Source organism: Streptomyces sp. SS8 (assembly GCF_054072955.1).
In genome coordinates this window covers 183,449-201,518 of sequence record NZ_JBSVCZ010000010.1, presented here as the reverse complement: position 1 = coordinate 201,518, position 18,070 = coordinate 183,449, and the positions used below count along the sequence as shown (strand labels likewise).

Here is an 18,070-nt window from a genome sequence, read left to right as displayed (position 1 = left end):
GGGCGCGCCCGGTCTCACGCTCGGTGCCGCGGCCGGTTCCGCGGTCGCCGTGGTGGTCTCTCATGGCCGTCCCCTCTCACTTCCGGTAGAGGGCGTCGATCCGGTCCGCGTGGACGGCGGCCACGGCATGCCGCTTGATCTTCAGCGACGGGGTCAGCAGGCCGTTGTCCTCGGTGAACTCCCCCTCGACCAAAGCGAAGCCGCGGATCGACTCCGCCCGGGAGACCGCCTCGTTGGCGTAGTCCACGGCTCGCTGGACGTCGGCGAGGAGTTCGGGGTCCTTCTCCAGTTCGGCGAAGGGGGTGTCGAGGGGGCGCCTGCGCACCGACAGCCAGTGCTCCAGGGCGTCGGGTTCGAGGGTGATCAGCGCCGCCACATAGGGCCGGTTGTCGCCGACGACCATGCACTGACCGATCGGCGGCCGGCTGCGCAGCCGGTCCTCCAGCACGGCCGGGGAGACGTTCTTGCCGCCGGATGTGACGATGATGTCCTTCTTGCGGCCGGTGATGGTGAGGTGGCCCTCCTCGTCCAGGAAGCCGACGTCCCCGGTGGCGAACCAGCCGTTCCGCAGGGACTGGGCGGTGGCCTGCGGGTTGTTCCAGTAGGAGGCGAAGACGACGCTGCCCCTGATCAGCACCTCGCCGTCGTCGGCGATGCGCACGGCGGTGCCGGGGATGGGCTGCCCGACCTTCCCCGGGCGCGGGTCCAGGGGCGGGACGAGGGTGGCGGCGGCGGTGGTCTCGGTGAGGCCGTAGCCCTCGTAGACGATGATGCCGCAGGCGGCGAAGAAGAGGTTGAGGCGGCGGTCCAGGGGGGAGCCACCGCTGATGGCGTAGTGGAGCCTGCCGCCGAGTTCCTTGCGGACGCGCCGGTAGACCAGCAGGTCGTACAGGCCCCGGGCGAGGGAGAGTTTGAGTCCGGGGCCGGTCCCGGCGCCGCGGAAGGTGTCCATGAAGGCCTCGCCGTAGCGCACGGCGATGCGGTCGGCCCGCTCGAAGGAGGAGCCGCGGCCGATCTTCTCCGCCGTGGCGCGCCCGGTGTCGTGGATCTTCTCGAAGAGGTAGGGCACGCCGACGAGGAAGGTGGGGCGGAACCGCTTGAGTTCGGGCCGCAGTTCGTCGGGCTTGATGCTGGGCCAGTGGCCGATCTCGATACGCGCCTGGAGGCAGGCGATCTGGATGGTGCGGCCCAGGATGTGGGCCAGCGGCAGGAACAGCAGGGTGGAGGCCTTCTTGCCGGTGGCCGCCTCGAAGACCGGGTGCAGCAGCTGCACGGTGTTGTACGCCTCGGCCTGCAGGTTTCCGTGGGTCAGCACACAGCCCTTGGGGCGGCCGGTGGTGCCGGAGGTGTAGCAGATGGTGGCGACGGTGTCGGAGGTCAGGCCGGCGCGGCGCTCGGTCACCTTCTCGTCGCCCACCTCGCTTCCCAGGTCCGACAGTTGGGCGACGGCCCCGGCGTCGATCCGCCAGGTGCGCGGCGGTTCGGGGAGGGAGACCGCGGCGGCCGCGGCGGTGGCGGCGTTCTCCTCGGTCTCCACGACCAGGAAGCGGGCGCCGGAGTCGCGCAGGATCCACTCGATCTGATCGGCCGAGGAGGTGGGGTAGACCGGTACGGTCTGCCCGCCGGCCGCCCAGATGGCGAAGTCGAACAGCTCCCACTCGTAGCGGGTGCGGGACATCAGCGCGACCCGGTCGCCGGCCCGGAGCCCGGCGGCGATCAGTCCCTTGGCGACCGCGTTCACCTCCCGGGCGAAGGCCGCGGCGGTGACCGGGATCCACCGGCCGGCCTCCCGGCGGCGCAGCACCACCGCGTCGGGGTCCTGTTCGGCGCGGGTGAAGGGGATGTCGGCGGTGGTGCCCGGGTCGGCGGGCGGCGGGGTGCGCCAGGAGGAGCGCGCCTCGCGTACGGCGCCGTCCTCCCGGATCAGCTCCACCGTCACGCGGTCGGCGAGTTCACTGCGCTGCTTCGCCCTCTTCAGGTCCTTGCGTACGCCCATGGTCGGCTCCTGTTCGCGGCGTGGGGAGGACTGCACTGGCCGGTGTGGGGGGTGGGAGGGGGGTGAAGGGGTGTGGATCGGCTTCGGTTCGGGGGGCGGGAGCGGGGCCGGCCCGGCGCCCTCGGGCTCGGTGCCGGGCCGGGGTAAGGAGGGATGAAAGGGGCGGCCCGTACGGGCGGTGGCTCGTACGGGCCCGGCGGTCAGCGTTCGAGGATCGCGGTCACGCCCTGTCCGCCCGCGGCGCAGATCGATATCAGGCCGCGTACGGTCGGCTCCCCTCCGTTCCCGGGCCCGCCGCGTTCGGCGGCCTTCTCGTGGAGCAGCTTGGCGAGGGTGCCCACGATCCGGCCGCCGGTGGCGGCGAAGGGGTGCCCGGCGGCGAGGGAGGAGCCGGCGACGTTGAGCCGGTCGCGGTCGACGGTGCCCAGCGGGCCGGGCAGGCCCAGGCGGCGGACGCAGAAGTCCTCGTCCTCCCAGGCTGCGAGGGTGGCCAGGACCTGGGAGGCGAACGCCTCGTGGATCTCGTACAGATCGAGGTCACCCAGCTTCAGCCCGGCACCTTGGAGCAGCTTCGGCACGGCGTACGCCGGCGCCATGAGCAGTCCGTCGGGGCCGTCGACGAAGTCGACGGCGGCGGCGCGGGAGTGGGTGAGGTAGGCCAGCACCGGCAGGCCGCGTTCGGCGGCCCACTCCTCGCTCGCCAGCAGCACGGTGGAGGCGCCGTCGGACAGCGGGGTGGAGTTGCCGGCGGTCATGGTGGCCCCCTCGCCCTTGCCGAACACCGGCTTGAGGCGGGCGAGTGCCTCCGGCGTGCTGTCCGGGCGCAGGTTCTGGTCCCGTTCCAGGCCCCGGAAGGGTGTGACCAGGTCGTCGAGGAGGCCGCGCTCGTAGGCGGCGGCCAGGCGCCGGTGGCTGGTGGCGGCCAGGGCGTCCTGGTCGGCGCGGTCGACGCCCCACTCGGCGGCGGTGCGGGCGGCGTGCTCGCCCATCGACAGGCCGGTGCGCGGTTCGGCGTTGCGGGGGATGTCGGGGACGGCGTGCCGGGGGCGCAGACCGGCCAGGGCGCCCAGGCGCTGGGGCAGGGAGCGGGCCCGGCGGGCCTTGAGCAGCAGTTTCCGCAGGTCGTCGTTGATGCCCAGCGGTGCGTCGCTGGCGGTGTCCACGCCGCCCGCGACACCGCACTCGATCTGCCCCAGGGCGATCTTGTTGGCCACGAGGATGACGGTCTCCAGGCCCGTTCCGCAGGCCTGCTGGACGTCGTAGGCGGGGGTGCGGTGGTCCAGCGCGCTGCCGAGGACCACCTCCCGGGCGAGGTTGAAGTCCCGGCTGTGCTTGAGGACCGCGCCCGCGGCGAACTCCCCCAGCACCTCGCCGCGCAGGCCGTGGCGCTCGATCAGGCCGGCCAGGGCGGCGGAGAGCATCTCCTGGTTGGAGGCGGTGGCGTAGGGCCCGTCCGCCCGGGCGAAGGGGATGCGGTTGCTGCCGACGATCGCGACGCGGCGGACGGCCGTTGCCATGGCCACCACTCCTTGTGGTAGGAAACCCCTCTACTTACTTCGGAGTAAACTTACTCATGCGTAAGGAGAAATCAATGGTGGATCGCTACCAGAAACTGACGGCCTCCGGACCCGGGGCGCTCCTGGCCCGGCGCCTGGGACTGCCGCGCCCGGAGATCCTGGAGCGCCACCACCCGGGCCGCCCCGTCCTGTCCGGCCCGGTGGTCGTGGACGGCGCCGGGGGCGGGCGGCTGACCGGGCCGCTGCGCGAGCTGGTGACCGCGCTGCCGGGCGGCTCCGGCGGCTCCTCCGGTTCGCAGGGCTCCCCCGCCGCGCTGGTCTTCGACGCCACCGGCATCACCGGCAGCGGCGGGCTGCGCGCCCTGCACGACTTCTTCCATCCGCGGATCCGCTCGCTGGCCCCCTGCGGCCGGGTCGTGGTCCTGGGCACCCCGCCCGAGGCGGCCGGCGGGGTGCGGCAGGCCGCCGCCCAGCGGGCGCTGGAGGGATTCGTGCGCTCGGTCGGCAAGGAGCTGCGGCGCGGGGCGACCGCGCATCTGCTGCTCGTCGCGCCCGGCGCGGAGGACGCGGTGGAGTCCACGCTGCGCTTCGCGCTCTCGGCCCGCTCCGCCTACGTCTCCGGCCAGGTGGTCCGGATCGGGCAGCCCGTGAAGGGGACCGCCGCGCCGGCCGACTGGGAGCGCCCGCTTCAGGGGAGGACGGCCGTGGTCACCGGAGCGGCGCGCGGCATCGGCGCGGTGGTGGCGAAGACCCTGGCCAGGGACGGGGCGACGGTGGTCTGCCTGGACGTGCCCGGCCAGGGCGGGGAGCTGCGCGAGCTGGCCGGACGGATCGGCGGGGACGCGCTGGAGCTGGACATCACCGCCGGCGGCGCCGCCGACGCCCTGGCCGGGCACCTGGGCGACCGGCACGGCGGTGTGGACGTCGTGGTGCACAACGCGGGCATCACCCGCGACAAGACCCTGGGCCGGATGGACGCCGCGAAGTGGGACTCGGTGATCGCGGTCAACCTCACCGCGGTGGAGTGCCTGACCGAACGCCTGCTGGAACCCGGGGAGTCCGGGGAGCCGGTGCTGCGCGAGGGCGGCCGGATCGTGTGCACCTCCTCCATCAGCGGCATCGCGGGCAACGTCGGGCAGACCAACTACGCGGCGAGCAAGGCCGGTCTGATCGGGCTGGTCCAGGCCCTCGCCCCGGTCGTGGCCGAACGCGGCGTCACCGTCAACGCGGTGGCCCCGGGTTTCATCGAGACGAGGATGACCGCGGCGGTGCCCCTGTTCGTGAGGGAGGCGGGCCGCCGTATGAACAGCATGAAGCAGGGCGGGCAGCCCGTCGACGTGGCCGAGGCCGTCGCCTATCTCGCCTCGCCCGGCAGCGGCGGGGTCAGCGGCCAGGTGCTGCGGGTGTGCGGCCAGTCCCTGCTGGGAGCGTGAGGGGGCGTGGAGGACGTGAGGGGTTCGGAGGACGCCGGGGGCGCGGGGAGCGCCGGCCCCGGGGAGCCGGAGACGCTGGAGTTGCCGTCCGCGCCGGGCACGGCCGGGCTGTACGTCCGCGCGGTGCTGCCCAGGCCCGGCGGTACGCGGGGCCGTCCGCTGCCGGCGCGGCGGCTGGTGCTGCGCGATGTCGCGGCCGACCCGGGGCGGCTGCGCCGCTACGCCGAGGTCTGCGGCTTCGCCGACGCCGCCCGGCTGCCCGTGACGTACCCGCACATCGTCGCCTTCCCGCTGGCGATGTCGCTGATGACCCGGCGGGACTTCCCGCTGCCGCTGCTCGGGCTGGTGCACATCGCCAACCGGATCGACCGGCACAGGCCGGTCGAGGCCGGTGAGCGGCTCACCTACCGGGTGTGGGCGGGGGATCTGCGGCCGCACCCGAGGGGCACCGCCTTCGACGTGACGGCCGAGGCCGACGACGGCGCCCGTACGGTGTGGCGGTCGGTCAGCACGTATCTGCGCCGGGGGCGCGCGGCGGCCGGTCCCGCGCCGGGGACAGGGGCCCGCTCCGGCGGGGCCGCGTCCGGCGGTGCGGGCACCTCGGGCGGGCCGGGCAGTCCGGTGCTGGAGGAGCGCTGGGAGGTGCCCGGTTCGGCGGGGCGCGCGTACGCCGCCGTCTCCGGCGACCGCAACCCGATCCATCTGCACCCGCTCACCGCGCGGCTGTTCGGCTTCCCGCGCGCCATCGCGCACGGCATGTGGACCAAGGCCCGCTGTCTGGCGGCGCTGGAGGAACATCTGCCCGGCGCCTGCCGGGTGGACGTCTCCTTCCGGGCCCCGGTCCCGCTGCCCTCGGCGGTGCGTTTTCGCGCCACGGGCCCGGCCGCGTCCGCCGGCACCGGCGTGCTGTGGGACTTCGGGCTGCGCGGGGAGGGCGACGCGGGGCGCGAGCACCTGCGCGGCGAGGTCTCAGCCCTGGACTGAGCGCTCCGGGGCCGCCGGCGCCCCGGACGTTCCCGGTGTCCCGGGCCCCCCGGCGGACGCGGCCGGGCCCGGGGCGCCGGAATCCGCCGGGGGCGTCCAGACCTCCCCGGCCAGCACGTTGCGCATGCCCACCCACACCATGTTCATCAGGCGCCGGGTGACCCGCTCGGGGGACTCCCCGGGGTGGCGCTCCATCCAGTCGGTGAGCGAGTCCGCCGCCCCCACCAGCGCGTGGGCCACGAAGTCGGCCTCCTCGTCGGCGACCGGGACCGCCCCGAGCGCCTCGCCGATCCCGTCCCGGACCAGGCCCGCGACCTCGGCCATGACCGCGCGGCGGGCCTGTGCGACCTCCGTGGTGATGGCCTCGCTGAGCTGCGACGCCTGGCGGTGGAGGACGACCCAGCTGTCGCGGTGCTCGGCCACGAAGGCGAAGAACGCCGACAGCCCCGCCCACAGCCGCAGCTCCGGGGTGCGCACATCGCGCGCCGCGCCCTGGAAGGCCGCCACCAGCCGCTCGGCCTCGCGGCGCAGGCAGGCCAGGAACAGGCCTTCCTTGGAGTCGAGGTAGAGGTAGACCATCGGCTTGGAGATGCCCGCCAGCTCGGCGATCTCGTCCACCGAGGCGGGGTGGTATCCGCGCCTGGCGAAGACCTGGACCGCCACGTCGATGATCTGCTGTTCCCGGATCCGCCGGGGCACCCGTCGCCTGCGTTCGCCGCTCACTCTTGCCAGCCTACCTACCGCGTCGTAATCTTACTCACCAGTAAATTTACTCTTGAGTAAGAAGAGTGAAGGGGAACCCCATGACCAACGGCGTCAGCCGGGAGCCGGCCGACCTCGCCGCCCTCGACTTCACCACCGTCTCCCCCGAGGAGTTCGCGCGGATCGTCAAGGGCCTGTCCAACAGGGAGATCGCCGGGATCATGCGCGGCGAACTGCGGATGCGCGTGCTGGATGAGGTCTTCCGGCGCATGGAGCGGCAGTTCCGCCCCGAGCGGGCCGGATCGCTGGACGCCGTGATCCGCTGGAAGGTCACCGGGGAGAGCGAGGTCGTCCGCGAGATCACCATCTCCGGCGGCACCTGCACCGTCCGCGAGGGCCGCGGCGAGACCGACCCGCGCGTGACGCTGACCATGGGCGACGCCGAGTTCCTCAGGCTCGTCTCCGGCAACGCCAGCCCCGTGACGATGTTCATGACGCGCAGGCTGAGGCTGGCCGGCGACGTCGGCCTGGCCTCCGGCCTGACCCGCTACTTCGACATCCCCAAGGCGTGAGGGGCGGACGCGGATCATGAGCGGTTTCTGCCTCGACCTCACCGAGGAGCAGAGCGACCTGCGCGAGTGGGTGCACGGCTTCGCCGCCGGCGTCGTACGCCCGGCCGCCTCCGAGTGGGACGAGCGGGAGGAGACCCCCTGGCCCGTCATACAGGAGGCGGCGAGGATCGGCCTGTACGGCTTCGAGTCCCTGGCCGACATGTACGGCGACCCCTCGGGTCTGTCCCTCCAGATCGCCAACGAGGAGCTGTTCTGGGGCGACGCCGGCATCGGCATGGCCCTGTTCGGCACCTCGCTGGCGGTGGCGGGCATCTTCTCCGCCGGCACCCCCGACCAGCTCGCCGAGTGGGTCCCGCAGTGCTTCGGCGACGAGGACGACCCCAAGGTGGCGGCCTTCTGCGTCTCCGAACCCGAGGCCGGCTCCGACGTCTCGGCCATGCGCACCCGCGCCCGGTACGACGAGGCGAGGGACGAGTGGGTGATCAGTGGCCAGAAGGCGTGGATCACCAACGGCGGCATCGCGAACGTGCACGTGGTGGTGGCCTCGGTGGAGCCGGAGCTCGGCGCGCGCGGCCAGGCGGCGTTCATCGTCCCGCCCGGCACACCCGGCCTGGAGGGCGGCCGCAAGATCAGGAAGCTGGGCCTGCGGGCGTCGCACACCGCCGACGTCTTCCTGGACGAGGTACGGGTGCCGGGCCACTGCCTGCTGGGCGGCAGGGAGAGGCTGGAGGCGCGTCTGGCCCGCGCCCGCGAGGGCGGGCGGGCCAAGGGGCAGGCCGCCATGGCCACCTTCGAGGTGAGCCGGCCCACCGTGGGCGCGCAGGCGCTCGGCATCGCGCGCGCCGCCTACGAGTACGCCCTGGAGTACGCGGGCGACCGCGTCGCCTTCGGCCGCCCCATCGTCGAGAACCAGGCCGTCGCCTTCGCGCTGGCCGATCTGCGGACCGAGATCGAGGCCGTCCGCCTGCTGATCTGGCAGGCGGCCTGGATGGCCCGCAACAACCGCGCCTTCGACGCGGCCCAGGGTTCGATGTCCAAGCTGCGCGCCGGCGAACTGGCCGTCGCCGCCACCGAGAAGGCCGTACAGGTCCTCGGCGGCGCCGGGTACAGCCGGGAGCATCCGGTGGAGCGGATGTACCGGGACGCCAAGATCTACACCATCTTCGAGGGCACCAGCGAGATCCAGCGCCTGGTGATCGCCCGCGCGGTCTCCGGCCGCCACATCCGCTGACCCGGCTCCCGCCGCTCCACCGCATCGTCCGTCCGCGCTCCCCGCCCCGGGGCGCGGACGGACGCGTTCCGTTCCGCGGCCCCAACTCGCCTTTCCCGCACGCCTCTTGTGACCCACGTCACCCCGTGGCTAGACTCCCGCCCGCTGCGATTCGCACACGGTTTCTTCGCATGTCGACCATCGGATCCGAACTTCACGGACACCACGTGGAGATCGAGTGGGGGGACTGCGCGTGGAAAGAGAACCGGCGTCACGGAAGACGGGCGCTTTATCCGCGTTGATCCGCCTGGACGCGCTGCTTTCCCCCCGGCTCCCCGTACGGCTTTCCGCGTCGCTCCCCACCCCGCGCACCGCCCCGCTTCCCGCCTCGCGCCCCCGGCCCGGCCGGTGAGGCGGACCACGGCCGCCGGCCCGGCGGCCGGCGGGCACCGGGCTCCAGCCCCGCGCCGCGACGTGCGGCTGCTGTGGTGGGCCAACAGCGCCGACGCCCTGGGCACCCAGGTCTCCGGCCTCGCTCTCCCCCTGCTCCTGCTGGGCCTGGGGTACTCCCCCGCACTCGTCGGAGCGGTCGCGGGGGCCTCCACCGCGCTGGGGCTGCTGCTGGGCCCGTTCGCCGCCGTGCCCGCCGACCGGGGCGCCCGTCGCCGCGTGATGATCCTCTGCGCCGCGGTGTCCGCCGCCGCGCTGGGATCGCTCGCCGCGGCCCTGGCCCTGGGCTCGCTCCATCCGGCGCACCTGTTCGCCGCGGTCCTCGTCGAGCGCGTCGCGACCTCCTGCCAGGAGGCCGCGGCCCGCGGCGCCGTGGCCCTGGTCTGCCCGGCGGACGACCATCCGAGGGTGGTCTCACGGCTCCAGGCCGGCGAGCAGGGCGCCCTGGTGCTGGGACCGCTGCTGGGCGGGCTGCTCTACCAGGCCGGCCGGTGGCTGCCGTTCCTGGCGGACGCCCTGTCCTATCTCGCCGCCGCGCTGTGCGTGCGCGGCATGCGCTCGGACCTCGCCCCGGCGGGGGCGCGGGCGCGGGACGCGCGCCCTTCGCGGGCCCGGTGGGCGGCCTTCGTCTCCGAGGCGGGGGCGGGTCTCGCCCTGGTCCTGCGCTCCCCCGTACTGCGCCTGGTGCTGGTGTGGACGGCCGCCGCCGGCGGAGTGCTGGTCGCGCTCCACTACACGGTCGTCTTCGCCCTCCAGGACGGCGGGCGGGGCCCGGCCGCCGTGGGCCTGGTGTTCTCCGTCGCGGGCGCCGCCGGTCTCGCCGGGGCGCTGGCCGCACCCGCCGTGGTCCGGCGGCTGACCGCGCCGCGGACGCTGGTGGCGGTCTCCTGGCTGGTGGTGGCGCCCGCCGCCGCACTGGCGGCCGGAAGCGGCCCCTGGTCGTACGGGCTGCTGTTCGGCGCCGTCTCCCTGCTGCTCCCGGCCGCCGTGGTGGTGCTCCAGACCCGGGTGCTGCGGGTGACGCCGCCCGAGTTGCAGGCCCGCACCGGGACGGCGCTGGCCACCGCGGCGGGGATCGCCGCGGCGGTGGCGCCCCTGGCCGCCGGGGCGGCCGTGGACCGGGCCGGGCCCGCGCCGACGATCGCCGGGTGCGCGGCGCTGCTGGCCCTGCTCGCCGCGGGCACCACCCTGGCGGTGGCCCGCGGCGCCCTGTCCGCGCCCTCGCCCGGGCCGGCCGAGACGGTGAAGGGGGCGCTGTGAGCGCGGCCGCCTCCTCCGCGCCGGACGCGGGCCGCCCCGCACCCGGCTACCGCGTCTACCGGCCGGTGCTGCCGGAGGTCTGCCCCCGTGACCCGGCGCTGATGGTGCTCACCGGCGACGCCGGCGGCCGCTGCGAGGTCTTCGCCCTCGACGCCCGCACCGGCCGTACCCGGCAGGTCACCGACCGCCCGCGCGGCACCCTGCACTGCGCCATCGACGCCGACGCCGCCGTCTGGTGGTTCGACGAGGACGAGACCGGTCGCGGCCGCTGGCTCCACCAGGACTTCCGCGGCGGTCCCGTGCGGCCCGGCCTGACCGGTCTGCCCGCCGGCACCCCGCGCGGGCTGGCCGTCGGCGACGGCGGGACGGTCGCCGTCGGACTCGGCGACGGGAGCGGTCTGACCGTCCACCTCGGCCGGCGCGGCGGCCCGGGCCGACCGGTTCTGCGGGTGCGGGGGCACGCGGTCCTGTGCGGGCTCTCCCCGGACGGCCGACTGCTGGCCGTCACCCGCTCGGCCTCCTCGGACCGGGCCGTCACCGTCCACACCTCCTCCGGCGCGACGGTGGCGGAGCTGTCCGGCGAAGGCGGCGGGCTGTGGGCGCTGGGTTTCGCCCCCGCCGCCCCCGGCGGCGGTGGGGAGGACGGGGGAGACGGGGACGGCGAGGCGGAGCTGCTGCTGGTGCGGCAGGACGGCGACCGCTACGAGGCCGCCACCTGGCGCGCCGGGGAAGGGGTGCGCCCGCACCGGTGGTGCGCGTTCGACACCGAGATCACCGCACGCTGGTACCCCCGGGGGCGCCGGGTCCTGGTACGCCAGGACCGCCGCGGCCGCAGCCTGCTGTTCACCGCCGACCTGGACCGGCGGTCCCTGACCCCCGTGCCGGTGCCCCGCGGCAGCGTCCTGGACGCCGTGCCGCGGCCGGACGGGGACGTGCACTACCTGTGGACCGACACCGCCACCCCGCCGTACGCCCGCTCCGCCTCCGGCGCCCCGCCGCCGGCCGCGGACACCCCCGCCGTCCGGGTGCCCGGACGGCACACCGAGCTGTGGACGCCCGGGCCGGACGGGGAGGTCCACACCCTGCTCAGCCTCCCCGAGCGCCCCGCCGTCCGTCCACCGCTGGTGATGCTCGTCCACGGCGGTCCCGCCGACCACGACCGGGACGCCTACGACCCGACCGTGCACTCGCTGGTCGCCTCCGGCTTCGCCGTGGCCCGGGTCAACTACCGCGGCTCCACCGGCTACGGGCCCCGCTGGCGCACGGCGTACGGCCAGGGGGTGGGCCTGACCCAGGTCGCCGACCTCGTCTCGGTCCGGGCCGACGTACTGGCTCGCGGGCTGGCCGACCCCGGCTCGGTGGGCCTGTGGGGCACCTCCTGGGGCGGCTATCTCGTCCTGCTGGCGCTGGGCACCCGGCCCGGCCTGTGGCGCGCGGGGGTGGCCGTCAAACCGCTGGCCGACTGCGCCACCGCCCACCGCACCGGTACGCCGGCCCTGCGCGCCCTGGACGAGGCGCTGTTCGGCGGCACCCCCGAGCAGGTGCCCGAGCGCTACGCACGCAGCTCCCCCGTCCACTACGCGCACCGGGTGCGGGCGCCACTGCTGATGGCCGCGGCCCTCCACGACGTCAAGTGCCCGCCGGAGCAGGTGCGCACGTATCTGGCGGCGCTGCGCGCCTCGGGGGTGCGCCACGAGGAGATGTGGCTGGACTCCGGCCACGACGGCTACCTCGGCGGCGACCACGTCGCCGTGCTGCGCCGGGCGCTGGGCTTTCTGGACCGGGAGCTGCGCGGCTCCGGCCGGGCGACCGGCCGCGACCACGACTCCCCGCCCCGGCCGGGGCGGGGGCAGGGCCGGCCGCCGGCACCGGCGGCCGGGGACCGAGTGGACCACGAGAGGAGGTAGCCATGCAGAAGGACGTCATCAACAACGACCCGCTCGCGGGCGACGAGGAGAACCGCAAGCCCACCGTCGGCGTCACCGTCACCATCCCGCTCCGCAGCGCGGAGGACACCGAGGAGGAGTGACTCCTCACCGCCCGGCCCGGCCCTCACCGCCGGGCCGGGCGGCCGCCGCCGGACCCGGCGGCCGCTTCCGGCCACATCTTCCGTTCCGAGGAGCTGCCATGCGCGTCCTTCTTGTCAACATGCCCTGGTCACCGATCGATCTGCCGTCCCTGGCGCTCGGCATCCTCAAGCGCAGCGTGGACGAGCGGGTCCCCGGCGGCCGGGCCGAGGTGCTGCACGCCAACCTGGAGTTCACCGACTGGATCACCGACCGCATGGAGTTCACCGGGGACGACTACGAGTACTACGCCCTGTCCTCCTACTTCATGGGATGCGGCGACTGGGTCTTCTCCTCCGCGCTCTACGACGACCCCGAGTGGCGGACCGAGGAGTTCACCGCCGTGATGGGCGGGAGGCTGCGGTCCTCCCGTCTGCGGCTGACACGTGAACTGCACCGGATCGCCCCGGAGTTCGTCCGGGAGACCGCCGAGCGGATCGTGGCCTACGAACCGGACGTGGTCGGCTTCACCTCCACCTTCCAGCAGAACACCGCCGCGCTGGCCGCCGCCCGGCAGGTCAAGCTGCTGGCCCCGCACATCGTGACCGTCATGGGCGGCGCCAACTGCGACGCCGAGCAGGGCGCCGCCGTCCACCGCAACTTCCCGTTCGTGGACCACGTGATACGCGGAGAGGGCGAGGTGGCCTTCCCCCGGCTGCTGACGGCGCTGGCCGAGGGCACCGGGAAGGCCGATCTGTCGGACATACCGGGGCTGTGCCACCGGGGGGCGGACGGAACCCGCACCGCCAACCCGATGAGCACCTCGCCGATACCCCCGTCCGCCATCCTGCCGCCCGACTACACCGGCTACTTCGAGCGGCTGGCCGCCTCCGTGGCCCGCAACTGGGTGGAGCCCAAGCTCGTCGTCGAGGGGGCCCGCGGCTGCTGGTGGGGCGAGAAGCACCACTGCACCTTCTGCGGGCTCAACGGCTCGTTCATGCAGTTCCGCAGCAAGAGCCCGGAGGTCTTCCACGACGAGATCATGGAGCTGGCCCGCCGGCACCGGGTGCTGGACATGTACGTCGTCGACAACATCCTCGACATGGGCTACCTCAACACGGTGCTGCCCCGCATCATCGACAGCGGGTACGACCTGCGGCTGCACATCGAGATCAAGGCGAACATGCGCCGCTCCCAGCTGCGCACCCTCGCGGACGCGGGCCTGATCTACGTCCAGCCGGGCATCGAGAGCCTCAACAGCCGTGTGCTGGGGCTGATGGACAAGGGGGTCAGCGGCTGCCAGAACGTCCGGATGCTGCGGGACGGCGCCGAGACCGGCCTGTCGGTCTCCTGGAACTACCTCCACGGCTTCCCCGGTGAGACGGCCGCCGACTACGAGGGGGTCATCGCCCAGATACCGGCGCTGGAACACCTGAACCCGCCGGTCGACCTGTCCGCACGCATCGCCATCGAGCGTTTCAGCCCGTACTTCACCCGTCCCGAGCTCGGCTTCTCCGGCCTGCGCGCCGAGGAGCACTACCGCTTCACCTACGACCTGCCCGAGGAGGAGCTGTACGACCTGGCCTATGTGTTCAAGGCCCCGGCGCGCGGCATCGGCGAGGAGACCGTGAAGTCGCTCAACAAGGCGCTGGCCGCCTGGAAGAAGGCCCATGCCGACAGCAGGCTCACCCACGCCGACCTGGGCGACCGGATCGTGCTGGTCAGCCGCCGGAGGCTGTTCGACTGGGGCGCGCTGGAGCTGACCGACCCACTGGAGATCGCCGCCTTCCGGCTGCTGGACCAGCCGCACGCCCCCGCGGCCCTCACCCGCAAACTCACCACCCGGCTGCGGTACGCCGTGGAGGGGGACACCGTGGAGAGGCTGCTGCAGCACTGGCTGGAGCTCGGCCTGGTCTTCGCCGAGGGCGGCCAGTACGTCCACGTGGCGCCCGCGGCGGTCAACGAGGATCTGCTGAGGCTGGACTTCATGCGCCATCTGCACGCCGCACCGCGCGAGGGCGGCCCCACACCGGCGGCGCGGCCGACGGCCGGTGTCTGAGGGTTCCACGGGCCGCCGGAGAGCACCGACCACCGGCTTCCGGCTTCCGGCTTCCGGCTTCCGGCTTCCGGCTTCCGGCCGAGCATGCTTACGAGGGAGAGGACACGAGTGAGCACGACGATCACGGAACACCCCGGCGGCCCGGTGCCGCTGACCGTCGCCGCCTGGCGCGACTACGACCCGCGGGCGTGCGCGCTGCCCGGCATGCGTATGGACGATGTGTGCGTCGAGGGTCCGGTCGCGGCCGCGGTGGACCGGCTGTGGGAGTCGGGCGTCCGCCGGGTGCGGCTGCCGCACACGGTGGACCTCGCCGCCACCGGTGATCCCGGTGCCGCGGCCCGCGCCGTCCGCGACCTGTGCCTGGTGCGCGACCTCACCGCACGCGCGGTGTTCGTCGAGTGGCGGCTGCGGCTGGCCCCGGAGCCCTCCGGCGACTGGGAGGTCCTGGGGCACCTCCAGCCCCCCGCCGAGCTGAAGGGGCCCAGCGACGCGGCCGGTGCGCTGGCCCGGTGGCGCGAGGGGCACTACCTGTGCAAGTGCCTGTGGCGGCAGGGCCCGGGTTTCGTGCAGATACGCGACCGCCGCTGGGGGGATCTGCGCCGCTTCACCGCCGACGGGCCCGAGTACCACGCGGCCATCACCGCGCTCGCCTACGGCGCCCGCGCCGGTGACGTGCCCGCGCCGGTCCTGGCGGAGTTCCGCGAGGAGCGCCTGGTGACCGACGTGGGGCCCCTGGTGCTGTGGCTGCCCTACCGGGTGCGGCGGTGGATCCAGGAGGCCATGGTGATCTGACGGTACGGGCGTTGCGGCGCCGCGGCGTTGCGGCAGGATGGCCCGGTGGTGGAACAGCAGGACGTGGAGCGGTGGTTCGGCACGCTGGGCGCCCGGGTACGGCTGCACGCGCGCTGTGTGGACTGCGGGCGGCAGACGGGGGTCCGGCCGGACGAGCCGGTGGTGCTGGCCTCGGTCGTCAAGGTGCTCCTGGTCCTGGAGTTCGCCCGGCAGGCGGCGTACGGCCAGCTGGACCCGGCCGAACGGGTGCTGGTGGGGCGGGCGGACCGGCTGGGCGGCACCGGCACGGCCGGGTTCCGGGACGACGTGGAGGCGAGCCTGCGCGATCTGGCCTTCCTCGCCCTGTCGGTGAGCGACAACACCGCCGCCGACGTCCTCTTCCGCAGAGTGGGCGCCGACACCGTGGCGCTGCTGGCGCGGGAACTGGGGCTGGAGGGCACCCGGATCGCCGGCTCGCCCCGGGACCTGCTGGAGAGCGTGCTGGCGGAGGTGGGCGCCGCCGACCCGGTCGCGTTCGCCGCCGTCTACCCCACGCTCTCCCCCGAGCGGATACGCTCCCTGCCCACGTCGGACCCGCGGCGCACCAACAGCGGTACCGCCCGGGACATGACCCGGCTGCTCGCCCTGATCTGGACCGACCGGGCCGGACCGCCGCGGGCGTGCGCCGAGGTCAGGGACCTGATGGCACGGCAGGTGAGCTGGCACCGGCTGGCGGCGGCCTTCCCGGAGGAGGTCGCGGTCGCCGCCAAGTCGGGCACCCTGCCCGGCTTCCGCCACGAGATCGGCGTCGTCTCCCCGCCCGGTGGCGGCCGTTACGCGGTCGCGGTGCTCACCGAGACCGGGAGCCTGGGCCGGCGGCGCCCGGACCTCGACGCGGCGATCGGCGCGGCGGGGCGTGCGGCGGTGGAGGAACTGTACGGCTGCTGCGGTCAGCCCTCCCCCGGCCGCCGCACCGCGTAGACCACGTCCCAGGGGCGCGGCGCGCCGTCCGCTCCCGCCTCCTCCGGGCCGGGCCGCCCGGTGAGGCACCCGCCCGTCCCACCCGCCTCGGCGCGCAGCACGGCCGTCGCGGTGGCCGCCAGGCGCCGGGCGGCCGGGTGGGGCGCGGTGGCGGGCCGTACGAAGGAGACCGGCCACCGCGGGGTGTCCGCGCCGAGGGGGCGCCACAGGACACGGGGCTCCTTACGGGCCACGGCCTCGTGGGCCAGCGCCGCTCCGCGCCCGGCGATCACCAGGCCCGTCATCACCTCGGGGCTCCCCGCGTGGACGATCCGGGACGGGTGCCAGCCCTGCGCCCGGCAGGCGCCGAGGGTGGCGTCGTACAGGCCGGGCGCGGCCTGCCGGGGGAAGATCACCAGCGGGCGGGCGCCGAGCGAGGCGAGGGGCAGCGGCCCCGGCCCCGCCGGCGGGGAGTCCCGGGGCAGGACGACGCCCAGGGGCAGAGCGGTGGCCGGTTCGCCCACCAGCCCGGCCGGTTCCGGCTCCACCGGATACTGGAGAAGCCCGGCGTCCAGCTCCCCGTCGGCCAGCAGCCGTACCTGCCCGGCGGTGCTCAGCTCCCTGGGCTCCACCTGTACGCCCGGGGCCTCGGCGGCGAAGGCGGTCAGCATCCGGGCCAGTACGCGCCCGGGCAGCTCCGGCGGCACCCCGAGCCGCAGCGTCCCGTGCTCGCCGCGGCCGGCGCGGGCGACCAGGGTCCGCATCCGCTCGGCCCGGGCCAGCAGTTCCCCGGACTCGGCCAGCAGCGTCTCGCCCGCGGCGGTCAGCCGTACGCCGCGGGAGGTGCGGTCGAACAGCCGCGCGCCGAGCTCCTCCTCCAGCGCGCGGACGCTGCGGCTCAACGGTGGCTGTGCCATGTGGAGCCGCTGCGCCGCCCGCCCGAAGTGCAGCTCCTCGGCGACCGCCCGGAAGTACCTCAGGTGCCGTAACAGGTCCACGCCGGGACGATACCGTTTCCGGTATCGCCGGGAACGATTTTCGATCTTGGACGGTTCGCCGTGGCACGTGCTCTGATCAGGGCATGCGACCGTTCTCCCGATCCTCGCGTTCCTCCGCCGTGTCCCGGCGCGGCCTGCTCGGCGCCTCGGCGGCCGGCCTGGCCGCCGCGGGCCTGGCCGTCCCCGTCCCGGCCGGCGCGGCGGCTCCGGCGGCCCGCCCCTCCCCTTCCGGGCGCCCGGCTCGTCCCGGGCCGGGGAAGTCCGGCTTCCGGCTGCGCTGGCTGGGCAACAACGGCTGGGAGATCCGTGTGGAAAGGCCCGGGGCCGCGCCCGCCACCGTGCTCGTGGACCCCTGGCTGACCCGCTTCCGCACCGGCACCTACTCCGAGCGGGGAGCCGACCCGAGGACGCCGGTGACCGTCGACCGGGCCGCCATCGACCGCCACCGGCTGCGCGCCGACCAGATCCTGGTCACCCACGGCCACTACGACCACATGCCCGACGTACCGCATCTGGCGGCCCGCACCGGCGCCACCGTGCTGGGCACCGAGAGCCACGCCAACATGATGCTGGCGCTCGCCGGGCCAAAGGAGCGGCGCGCCCTGGAGGAGCAGTTGTCGGTGGTGCGAGGCGGCGAGCACATCCGCTTCGAGGGCTACTCCGTCCGGGTGCTGCGCTCCCTGCACTCCATGCCGGGACCGCGCGCCCGGGTGCCCTTCCCCGGCACCCGCCCCGGTGGCCCGCCGCCCCGCCCCAGGACCATCGCCGACCTCGTGGAGGGCGAGACCCTGGCATACGCGGTCACCAGCGAGGCCACCGGTTTCACCCTGGTCAACTTCGGCGGCTCCAACTTCAGTGCCGCCGACCTGGCCGGGCTCGCCCCGGACCTGGCGATGATCCAGCCCGGCGGTTCCACCGTGCACGACTACGTGCCGCGCCTGCTGTCCTGTCTGGACCACCCGCCCTGCGTCGTGCCCACCCACTGGGACGACTTCGACGAGCCGCTGGAGGAGCCGGCCGTGGACTGGGGCGGACTGGAGGGCCTGCGCGAGGCGGTGGCGGAGGCGAGTCCGGGCGCGCGCTTCGTGGTCGTCGACCACCTGGAGACGTTCACGCCCTGACCCTCCCGGCCACCGGTCCGGGAGCCGGCTG

Annotated in this window: 14 protein-coding genes; 10 read left to right on the top strand and 4 right to left on the bottom strand. The window is 74.7% G+C overall.

The annotated features are described in order from the left end of the window. Positions 1-76: 76 nt before the first annotated feature. Both ACW69E_RS12815 and ACW69E_RS12810 read right to left on the bottom strand, forming a co-directional pair. The gene (locus tag ACW69E_RS12815; protein ID WP_457498315.1) at positions 77-1,996 is read right to left on the bottom strand and encodes an AMP-dependent synthetase/ligase; all 1,920 of its coding nucleotides are present in this window, start codon (positions 1,994-1,996) and stop codon (positions 77-79) included. Between the two features lie 200 nt (positions 1,997-2,196). Next, entirely contained in the window at positions 2,197-3,513 is a 1,317-nt protein-coding gene (locus tag ACW69E_RS12810) for an acetyl-CoA C-acetyltransferase (protein ID WP_457498314.1), read from the bottom strand. A 74-nt stretch (positions 3,514-3,587) separates the two neighbouring features. Here ACW69E_RS12810 and ACW69E_RS12805 point away from each other — a divergent pair, with 74 nt between their 5' ends. Together ACW69E_RS12805 and ACW69E_RS12800 are read left to right on the top strand one after the other, a co-directional pair. Beyond that, on the top strand, positions 3,588-4,946 hold the full coding sequence (locus ACW69E_RS12805; RefSeq protein WP_457498313.1) for a 3-oxoacyl-ACP reductase: 1,359 nt from the start codon (positions 3,588-3,590) through the stop codon (positions 4,944-4,946). A gap of 6 nt (positions 4,947-4,952) precedes the next feature. Continuing rightward, on the top strand, positions 4,953-5,930 hold the full coding sequence (locus tag ACW69E_RS12800) for a MaoC family dehydratase (protein ID WP_457498312.1): 978 nt from the start codon (positions 4,953-4,955) through the stop codon (positions 5,928-5,930). Here ACW69E_RS12800 and ACW69E_RS12795 read toward each other — a convergent pair. After that, positions 5,916-6,653, bottom strand: coding sequence for a TetR/AcrR family transcriptional regulator (locus ACW69E_RS12795; RefSeq protein ID WP_457498311.1), 738 nt, complete (start codon positions 6,651-6,653; stop codon positions 5,916-5,918). The two genes, ACW69E_RS12800 and ACW69E_RS12795, sit on opposite strands and share 15 nt — an antisense overlap. 80 nt (positions 6,654-6,733) lie before the next feature. On the opposite strand from ACW69E_RS12795, the gene ACW69E_RS12790 reads away from it, so the two are divergent. From ACW69E_RS12790 to ACW69E_RS12760, 7 genes are all read left to right on the top strand, one after another. Continuing rightward, the gene (locus ACW69E_RS12790) at positions 6,734-7,204 is read left to right on the top strand and encodes an SCP2 sterol-binding domain-containing protein (RefSeq protein ID WP_457498310.1); all 471 of its coding nucleotides are present in this window, start codon (positions 6,734-6,736) and stop codon (positions 7,202-7,204) included. Between the two features lie 16 nt (positions 7,205-7,220). Further along, entirely contained in the window at positions 7,221-8,435 is a 1,215-nt protein-coding gene (locus ACW69E_RS12785; protein ID WP_457498309.1) for an acyl-CoA dehydrogenase family protein, read from the top strand. A gap of 387 nt (positions 8,436-8,822) precedes the next feature. Then, the gene (locus tag ACW69E_RS12780; RefSeq protein ID WP_457498308.1) at positions 8,823-10,124 is read left to right on the top strand and encodes an MFS transporter; all 1,302 of its coding nucleotides are present in this window, start codon (positions 8,823-8,825) and stop codon (positions 10,122-10,124) included. Further along, the gene (locus ACW69E_RS12775; RefSeq protein WP_457498307.1) at positions 10,121-12,031 is read left to right on the top strand and encodes an alpha/beta fold hydrolase; all 1,911 of its coding nucleotides are present in this window, start codon (positions 10,121-10,123) and stop codon (positions 12,029-12,031) included. Before ACW69E_RS12780 ends, ACW69E_RS12775 begins: the two co-directional genes overlap by 4 nt. Positions 12,032-12,251: 220 nt before the next feature. Next, positions 12,252-14,189 carry a RiPP maturation radical SAM C-methyltransferase gene (locus ACW69E_RS12770; RefSeq protein ID WP_457498306.1) on the top strand — a complete coding sequence of 646 codons (1,938 nt, stop codon included), beginning with the start codon at positions 12,252-12,254 and terminating at the stop codon, positions 14,187-14,189. A 108-nt stretch (positions 14,190-14,297) separates the two neighbouring features. Then, the gene (locus tag ACW69E_RS12765; RefSeq protein ID WP_457498305.1) at positions 14,298-14,981 is read left to right on the top strand and encodes a DUF5825 family protein; all 684 of its coding nucleotides are present in this window, start codon (positions 14,298-14,300) and stop codon (positions 14,979-14,981) included. A gap of 48 nt (positions 14,982-15,029) precedes the next feature. Beyond that, positions 15,030-15,941, top strand: coding sequence for a serine hydrolase (locus ACW69E_RS12760; protein WP_457498327.1), 912 nt, complete (start codon positions 15,030-15,032; stop codon positions 15,939-15,941). On the opposite strand, the gene ACW69E_RS12755 is transcribed toward ACW69E_RS12760, so the two are convergent. After that, positions 15,911-16,918, bottom strand: coding sequence for a LysR family transcriptional regulator (locus tag ACW69E_RS12755; protein ID WP_457498304.1), 1,008 nt, complete (start codon positions 16,916-16,918; stop codon positions 15,911-15,913). The genes ACW69E_RS12760 and ACW69E_RS12755 overlap by 31 nt on opposite strands. An 83-nt stretch (positions 16,919-17,001) precedes the next feature. Here ACW69E_RS12755 and ACW69E_RS12750 point away from each other — a divergent pair, with 83 nt between their 5' ends. After that, a complete protein-coding gene (locus ACW69E_RS12750) occupies positions 17,002-18,039 on the top strand; it encodes an MBL fold metallo-hydrolase (protein WP_457498303.1) in 1,038 nt (345 codons plus the stop codon). Positions 18,040-18,070 lie beyond the last annotated feature (31 nt).

Excerpts from the sequence above, each read along its gene's own strand:
- ACW69E_RS12815 (WP_457498315.1), bottom strand. The coding sequence starts at position 1,996 with ATGGGCGTACGCAAGGACCTGAAGAGGGCGAAGCAGCGCAGTGAACTC.
- ACW69E_RS12810 (WP_457498314.1), bottom strand. The coding sequence starts at position 3,513 with ATGGCAACGGCCGTCCGCCGCGTCGCGATCGTCGGCAGCAACCGCATC.
- ACW69E_RS12805 (WP_457498313.1), top strand. The coding sequence starts at position 3,588 with ATGGTGGATCGCTACCAGAAACTGACGGCCTCCGGACCCGGGGCGCTC.
- ACW69E_RS12790 (WP_457498310.1), top strand. The coding sequence starts at position 6,734 with ATGACCAACGGCGTCAGCCGGGAGCCGGCCGACCTCGCCGCCCTCGAC.
- ACW69E_RS12785 (WP_457498309.1), top strand. The coding sequence starts at position 7,221 with ATGAGCGGTTTCTGCCTCGACCTCACCGAGGAGCAGAGCGACCTGCGC.
- ACW69E_RS12770 (WP_457498306.1), top strand. The coding sequence starts at position 12,252 with ATGCGCGTCCTTCTTGTCAACATGCCCTGGTCACCGATCGATCTGCCG.
- ACW69E_RS12750 (WP_457498303.1), top strand. The coding sequence starts at position 17,002 with ATGCGACCGTTCTCCCGATCCTCGCGTTCCTCCGCCGTGTCCCGGCGC.